Annotated in this window: 9 protein-coding genes and 1 pseudogene; all 10 read left to right on the top strand. The window is 69.6% G+C overall.

From position 1 onward, the window contains the following. The first annotated feature begins 336 nt into the window (after positions 1–336). Entirely contained in the window at positions 337–840 is a 504-nt protein-coding gene (locus OM076_RS44145; RefSeq protein ID WP_270046654.1) for a hypothetical protein, read from the top strand. A 32-nt stretch (positions 841–872) separates the two neighbouring features. Beyond that, on the top strand, positions 873–1,820 hold the full coding sequence (locus OM076_RS44140; protein WP_270046652.1) for an ROK family glucokinase: 948 nt from the start codon (positions 873–875) through the stop codon (positions 1,818–1,820). After that, a pseudogene (locus OM076_RS44135) lies at positions 1,817–2,464 on the top strand (hypothetical protein). Before OM076_RS44140 ends, OM076_RS44135 begins: the two are co-directional and overlap by 4 nt. 94 nt (positions 2,465–2,558) lie before the next feature. After that, positions 2,559–2,831 carry a hypothetical protein gene (locus OM076_RS44130; protein WP_270046650.1) on the top strand — a complete coding sequence of 91 codons (273 nt, stop codon included), beginning with the start codon at positions 2,559–2,561 and terminating at the stop codon, positions 2,829–2,831. 56 nt (positions 2,832–2,887) lie between these two features. Further along, positions 2,888–3,019, top strand: a complete 132-nt coding sequence (locus OM076_RS44125; RefSeq protein ID WP_270046648.1) for a hypothetical protein — start codon at positions 2,888–2,890, stop codon at positions 3,017–3,019. Then, on the top strand, positions 3,016–4,005 hold the full coding sequence (locus OM076_RS44120; protein ID WP_270046646.1) for a magnesium and cobalt transport protein CorA: 990 nt from the start codon (positions 3,016–3,018) through the stop codon (positions 4,003–4,005). The genes OM076_RS44125 and OM076_RS44120 overlap by 4 nt, the downstream gene beginning before the upstream one ends. An 80-nt stretch (positions 4,006–4,085) precedes the next feature. Beyond that, positions 4,086–4,556, top strand: a complete 471-nt coding sequence (locus OM076_RS44115; RefSeq protein ID WP_270046644.1) for a pyruvate kinase — start codon at positions 4,086–4,088, stop codon at positions 4,554–4,556. 33 nt (positions 4,557–4,589) lie between these two features. Next, a complete protein-coding gene (locus OM076_RS44110; RefSeq protein WP_270046642.1) occupies positions 4,590–5,183 on the top strand; it encodes a pyruvate kinase in 594 nt (197 codons plus the stop codon). Between the two features lie 154 nt (positions 5,184–5,337). Continuing rightward, positions 5,338–6,828, top strand: coding sequence for a GAF domain-containing sensor histidine kinase (locus OM076_RS44105; protein WP_270046641.1), 1,491 nt, complete (start codon positions 5,338–5,340; stop codon positions 6,826–6,828). Between the two features lie 448 nt (positions 6,829–7,276). Continuing rightward, positions 7,277–7,542: HipA N-terminal domain-containing protein (locus OM076_RS44100; RefSeq protein WP_270046639.1), on the top strand; the 266-nt coding region annotated here is incomplete at its 3' end.

Raw genomic sequence — 7,542 nt, 5'->3', positions numbered from 1 at the left:
ATCGCGTGGACTCGTCGACGCCGATCAAGATGGTGCTCATGGTGGTTCCTTCCGCCGTGGGATAGGTCGCCGGATGCACGCTAGGCACGCGCTTGCCGAGCGGCATCGGGGAGGTCCGCGCCGTCGGTGCGGCTTTCCCGCACATCTGCTCGTCGTCGTTGACCGCACCGTAGACTGGGTCGTGAGGGCATCTCGGCGCGGTCGGACTCTCCGGCATCGCGGTCTGACTTCTAGACGAGTGCGAGCGCGTTTCGGAGGTTGGATCTATGCCGTGCCCCAGGTCGCTGGACGCGTTGCGTCGGGACGAAGAGCGTCGGTTGTTCGCGCGGCTGGCGGTTGATCGTGATGCTGCGGCGCGCGACGCGATCGTGCGGCACTTCATGCCGCTCGCGCGGCAACTCGCTCGTCGTTATCGCCGCGCACCGAGTCGTCTCCGTGTCGTCGGTCTCCTCGCTGGTGATCGTCCATCGACGGGGCCTCCGCACGGTGCTCGTCGAATACCAGACCGGCGGCTGTCGCAACCTCGCGAGGGCCTGGGCGACGCTCAGCGGCCGCACCATCACGGATCCGATTCGGGAAGATCTCTCCCAACAGCACCCAGACCACCGGCCCCCAAGGACATCCCGAAACGAGAACACGAACGGGTTGGCGGCGACCAGCGCAACCGGCGCTGCGGCGCCATGGAGCACCGGGTCGCCGGCTTTATCCAGCGTGACCGTACCGAAAACCACCGCCAGCGTTCCAAGCGTCACAGCCATCCCGATCGAGCCGTCCTTACTGTTCGACCTGCGGTTCGTGCGCGAGACGAAGGGCGTGGAGCTGGAAGAGATGCCCGGGTAGCGGCCGCCCCGGATTCCAACTGAGGAGCGCGAATGGCGTTGACGATCGGAGTCGATATCGGTGGGACTACAGTCGCCGCGGGTGTCGTCGACGAGCAGGGCGCCATGCTCGCGACGGTACGGCATGACACTCCGTCCGATGACCCGAGAAGGATCGAGGATGTCATCGCCGACGTGGTGCGGGAGCTCATGGCCTCGCATGACGTCGAGGCGGTCGGGATCGGGGCGGCCGGCTTCGTGGACGCTCAGCGGTCCACCGTGCTCTTCGCCCCGAACCTGGCATGGCGGGATGAGCCGCTGCGCGCGGCGATCGAGGGCCGCTGCGGGCTCCCGGTGGTGATCGAGAATGACGCGAACGCCGCGGCGTGGGCGGAGGCGCGGTTCGGTGCCGGACGTGGCGAGCACCATGTGGTGATTCTCACCATCGGCACTGGTCTCGGCGGAGGGATCGTGCACGATGGGCGGCTGCTGCGTGGGCGGTTTGGGATCGCCGCGGAGATCGGGCACATCAACATCGTTCCCCACGGGCGGCGGTGCGGATGCGGCCTCGAGGGGTGCTGGGAGCAGTACGCGAGCGGCGGGGCGCTGGTGCTGGAGGCCCGGGAGCTCGCGAAGGCCGCACCCGCACTGGCAGCAGACATGCTGCGGCTCGCCGGTGGCGAGCCGGACATGATCACGGGCCCCGATGTCACTGAGGCCGCCCGCAAAGGCGACGTCGCGGCGCTCAAGTGCTTCGACCTCATTGGCACCTGGCTCGGACGCGGCATGGCACAACTGTCGGCGGTCCTTGACCCGGGCATGTTCGTGCTCGGGGGCGGCGTGTCCGCGGCCGGCGAACTGGTCCGCGAGCCGGCCTGGCACGCATTCCTCCAGCATCTCACCGCCCGCGGCCACCGCCCACACGCGGAGTTGCGCATGGCCGAGCTCGGCGCTGAGGCCGGCATCGTGGGAGCCGCCGACCTCGCCCGCGACCGCGAATGACGACATCGTCAATGTCTGGGAAGGAGAGAACAATGGAGGCAGCCGTCAAGCGGCGGATCCTTGTCGTCGCCAAGGGCGCCTCGCTGGCCGCGGTGCGCGACGGCCGCTGCCTCGATACCACGATGGGCTTCACGCCGCTGGACGGGCTTGTCATGGCGACCCGCTCCGGCAGCGCCGATCCCGGCCTGTTGCTGTGGCTCCTGGAGGAGGCGGGGATGGCCGAGCGCGAGCTCGCAGAGGCACTCGAGCACCAGTCGGGCCTGCTGGCGCTGGCGGGCACGCGGACATGCGCGAGGTGCTGACGGGAGTCGAGCGCGGAGACCCCGATGCGAGCCTGGCGCTGGATGTCTATACGCACCGCCTGCGCGCACGGATTGCCGCGATGACGGCGGCTTGGCGGCCTGGACACGCTGGTCTTCACCGGCGGTGTGGGCGAGCACAGCGCTCGGGTGCGAGCCGGCGCCGCTGCAGGCCTCGGGTTCCTCGGCATCGCGCTGGACCCGGAGCGTAACGCCGCTGCCGGCGGCGACGCCGACATCGGCGCCGAGGCAGCCGTGGTCCGAACTCTCGTCGTCGAGGCGCGAGATCGCACGCCAGGTACGCGCCGTGACGCGGTCAGGATCGCCCGTCGAGGACTTCGGTGAATCACGGATCAGATTGACGGCGGAGTACGGATGGCGGCTCGCCGCCCACCTCCCAGAGTGTGGGTTGCACCCGAGGACGCGAGGAGCGCCGCGCATGACCGAGCACCACGATTCGTCTTCTGCTGACGCAGAACTGAGCGTGTTGATGCCGGAATCGTCGGCTCGACCCGCTCTGCGCCGCCCCACGCCCCCGCTCGCCTCCAAGGAACGGCGCTACAACGACAACCGGTCCGAACGCGAGTACGCGGCTCTGGACTATCAGGTGGGAGTCGCCCGCTTCGTTCGCGGCCCGGTGGATCTCAAGCAGGCGGAGTTCGCCGTCGTGGTCGTCGACCCTGGCAGCACCGAGGGATCGGCAACGCCTTGACCGAGCGGCTCGCCACTCGGGCGCGTCGCGCCGGTGTAGAGCGGTTCACCGCCCGGATGCTTATCGCCGACCACGCCGGCCGGCGGCTTCTCGAGTGGGTCGTTGACGACACCACCGAGCACGTCGGCGCCGGCACGGTCGATCTCTCCGGCCGGCTGTCAGACATGAGAGGAGCCGCCCCGCTGTGACCGTCGCTCATGCCATCTATCGCGAGGGCAAGCGGCTCGCTGAACCTCGGGCTTTCGCGGAGATGGCGGCGGCGTGTCGCGATGGCGACGGGATCGCGTGGATCGGGCTGTATCGCCCGACGGAGGAGGAGTTCGCTGACGTCACGCGCGAGTTCGCGCTGCACGAGCTTGCGGTCGAGGACGCCGTGTGCGCGCACCAGCGCGCCAAGCTGGAGTACTACGGTGAGACGTTGTTCTGCGTTCTGCACCCGGCTCGCTACATCGACGAGACGGAGTCCGTCGAGTTCGGTGAGGTGCACGTGTTCGCCGGTCCACGGTTCGTGATCACGGTCCGCCATGGCCATGCGCCGGATCTGGCCGCCGTGCGACGCGGCTTGGAGGCGCGCCCTGACTTGCTGCGTCGCGGTCCGGTGGCGATCCTGCACGCGATCATGGACCGCGTCGTCGATGACTACGGGCCTGTGCTGGCTGGCGTGGAGAACGACATCGACGAGATCGAGGACGAGGTGTTCAGCGTTGGTGTTCGCGTCCACGTCTCGCGGCGGATCTATGAGCTCACTCGTGAGGTCATTGCCTTCCAGCGCGCGATCAAGCCGCTCGTCGCGATGCTTGAGCGCTTGATCGGCGCGTCGGGCGTGGAGGAGGAGGAGGGCCGATACCTTCGCGATGTGCACGATCACGCGTTGCGCGTCCAGGAGCAGGCCGACGGGTTCCGCGAGCTGCTTCAGAACATCCTCAGCGTCACCCTGACGTTGGAGACCAAGACGCTGGGTGAGGTGTCCAACCAGCAGAACGATCAGGTCAAGAAGATCTCTGCGTGGGCGGCGATCTTGTTCGCGCCCTCGATGGTCGGGACGGTCTATGGCATGAACTTCGACCACATGCCCGAGCTGCGCTGGCAGCACGGCTATGCGTTCGCGCTCGCGCTCATGGGCGCGGTGTCCCTGGCGCTCTACCTGCTCTTCAAGCGCCGCCACTGGATCTGAACACCTACCAGGAACGTCACACCAGGCCGCCCGCAGTCTGAAACAGTGACTCCCCGCGGGACGGGTGAAGGGACTGGTTGATGCCGGAATCATTGGATGTTCTGATCACCCGGCTCGACGAGATCGAGGCCGATCTGCAGGCCGCGGTGCTGGCACACCGGGCTGAGATCGCCGCGGTATCACCGGAGCACCGGACGGGCGCGACCAACCTGGTGCGCTACACGACGCTTCGCCAGCAGGACCTACGCGACCTGCAGAACGATCTGTTGGACCTCGGGGCAACGTCGCTGGCCACCGCCGAGGCCAACGTGCTGGCCAAGTTGCAGGCGGCGCGAAACGTCCTGGCCGCGCTCCGTGGCCCCAAGGTCCGGACCGGGCCGACCTCCGTCGGGCCGGCGGTCGGCCGTGCCCGGGTCTCGCGGGACGACACCGGCCGGCTGATCGCCTCGGCGAAGCTGTGGCTGGTCTCGTCCGACCGCCCGACCCCCCCGGCGGCTCCGGTCATCCCCGCCGGCCGTCCGGCCCTTACCGTCAGCGTGGACCCGGCCTAGCTGTCGGACCGGCGAGCCGGCGACCGTGTGCAAATGCGGGATACCCGTGGACGGCATCGCGTGTTCACCGTCGCGCAGGTCGCCACCGAAGGCGTGCTGGCGGAAGCGGAGCGCAACGCCTATGTCGCCGACGGGACCGTGCTGGAATGCGGCGGCCGGACAACCTCGGCCGGCGGCATCCCGCCGTTGCCCCGACGGCTGTCGCTGGCAGCCGGCGATCGACTCGTGCTGACCCGCGACCTCACGCCGGTCGACCTGCCCGCGTCCGGGGCGGCGGCCCGGATCGGGTGCACCCTGCCCGAGGCCGTCGCCGCCCTTCGGCCCGGGCAGCCGGTCGTGTTCGACGACGGAGCGATCGATGCCGTAGTCGAGTCGACCGCCGCCGGTGAGGCAACCCTGAGGATCACCCGGACCAAGCCAGGCGGCCAACGGCTCGGTGCCGAAAAGGGCATCAACCTCCCGGAGACCGAGTCGCCCCTGCCCGCGCTCGGGGCCGGGCGGCCGCAGGTTCAAATCGTGCCTCCCCGACTCAAACTCCCTGCAAATGGCGTTGTTTTCCGAAGCAATGCAAGACGTCACGGGGAACAAAAGTGGTCTCCGCGGAACAAGGCCGTTGTCCCTCGATGATCAGGAACACCGCAGCGCGGGCGCGCCCGCGCTGCGGTCGAGCGTAGGCGTTGGGATCGTAGGCGCTGTGTGCGACCGTTCTGGTCAAACCGCGAATCATGGGTTACGGTCACAGGCCGAGACAGCCGTGGCGCAGACGGAAGCGAGCGACGGAATGGCCCGTCTTGCGGACGAGCAGGCGGCTCTGCGGCGTGTGGCGACGCTGGTCGCGCAGGCCGTGCCGTCGGAGACGCTGTTCCGTGCCGTCTGCGATGAGGTCGAAGGGCTGCTCGGGGCCGACACGTCCGCCGTTCTGCGCTTCGAAGTCGATGGCACGGTGACCGCGATGGGAACCCACGCGACCCTGGAGCCGCCGCCGACCCTGCGCTCGGAGCTGGATCCGCGCTTCGTCGTCGCCGAGGTCCGCCGGACCGGGCGGGCCGCACGGTTCGACACCGACGACGCGGCGGCCCCGGGCATGCCGGACACCGTCCGGGCCGAGCGCGTCCGTTCCGGGCTGGCGAGTCCGATCGTCGTCGAGGGGGCGCTGTGGGGCGTGATCGCGATCGCCTCCCGCGATCGTCCGCTCCCGGCCGGCACCGAGCGCCGGCTCGTCGACTTCACGGAGTTGGTCGCGTCCGCGATCGCCAACGCCCACGCGAGCCAGCGGCTGACGGCGATGGCGGACGAGCAGGCGGCGCTGCGGCGGGTCGCCACGCTGATCGCGCGGGAGCGCCCGGAGGCGGAAGTGCTGGCCGTGGTCGCCGAGGAAGTCACGCGGCTGTTCGGCGGCGACGCCACGCGGATCAGTCGCTACGAGCCCGATGGCAGCGCCACCTCGGTCGCGACGGCGGGTTCGGCGATGCGGGAGCCGGTGGTCACTGTGCCGATCGCGGTGGACGGACATCCGTGGGGCGCGGTCTCCACGGGGTCGCTGGAGCCGCGCGACCTTGCGGCCGACCTCGGGTCGCGGCTGGCCGAGTTCGCCGAGCTGCTCGCGACCGCGATCTCCAACCTGCAGGCGCGCGATGCGCTCGCCGCCTCCCGCGCGCGCATCGCCGCGGCGGCCGACGAAGAGCGCCGGCGAGTCGTCCGCGATCTGCACGACGGCGCACAGCAGCGCCTCGTCAACACGCTGCTTACGCTCAAGCTGGCGCGACAGGCGCTGGACACGGCCCGTGATGACGTGCGCGGACTACTCGACGAAGCCCTCGGCCAGGCAGAAGGGGCGTTGGGCGAGCTCCGTGAGCTCGCCCAGGGGATCATGCCCGCGGTGCTCACCCACGGCGGTCTGCGCGCGGGCATCGAGGCGCTCGCCTCACGGACGCCGGTTCCCGTCGCGATCGACGTGTCGGTCGACCGGCTCCCGGCAGCGATCGAGGCGACCGCCTACTTCGTGGTGGCCGAGGCGCTGACCAACATGGCCAAGCACGCCTCGGCGGGAAATGGCGAAGTCGTCGCGCGGAAGGAGGAGGACACGCTCCACGTCGAAGTGCGCGATGACGGAGTGGGAGGCGCCAACCCGGCAGGGAATGGGCTGGTCGGGCTCGCCGACCGTCTCGCCGTCCTCGACGGCCGCCTCAAGCTCGACAGCCCGCTGGGCGCCGGCACCCGCCTTACGGCCACGATCCCGTTGGGAGCCGGGCGCCGTAGCGGAGGCCGTTAGATTGCAACGCGCTGCGGCTGTGCGGGAGCGCTGAGTCGGGCGCGCCCTCGCGCGTGAGATCGGTGTGTCGACGTTCGTCGACACAGGGATCATGTCGAAGTACGTCGACAAGGCGGGAGTGTCCGCGTACGTTGACATTGCCCCGATGTCGTCATCACGGTCACACCGTGATGACGACGCGTATTGGCTCGCTGCATGATCTCGCCGCTGCGGTTCGCAGGCGCCGTCAGGAGCTCAGGCTCAGCCAGGCGCAGCTTGCTGCGCGCGCGCACGTTTCGCGCGCGTGAGTCAACGCGTTCGAGTCGGGTAAGCCGGGGGCTGAGCTGCGCCTGGTTCTCGCCGTCGTGGATGCGCTCGGCCTCGAGCTCCAGCTGGGTGATCGCGAGGACGGCCTGGCGGGCGGCGTCACCGTTGACCTCGACGTGCTGCTGGACGACTACGAGCGTCCGTGAGCGAGCTGGCGGTGATCCTCGGCGACCTTGTCGCCGGAACACTCACGCGCCTGCGCGGCGGGCGGTTGCGCTCTGACTACGCGGACGATTACCGTGCGGGAACGCCGTTGCCGTTGTCGGTGCCGGTTCAGGTGCGTTCGCACGCGAGCGGTGTGGTGGTGCCGTGGCTGTCGCCCGCGAGCTGCGAGTCGACGCCGAAGAACTTTCTGCGCGGGCCGACGATCTCGCGCAGCGAGCGCCCGACGCATTCGCTGACGCCGCT

The sequence above is a fragment of the Solirubrobacter ginsenosidimutans genome, from assembly GCF_027587205.1.
Note: the sequence above shows the minus strand (reverse complement) of the source record. Positions and strands in the feature narration are given on the sequence as shown.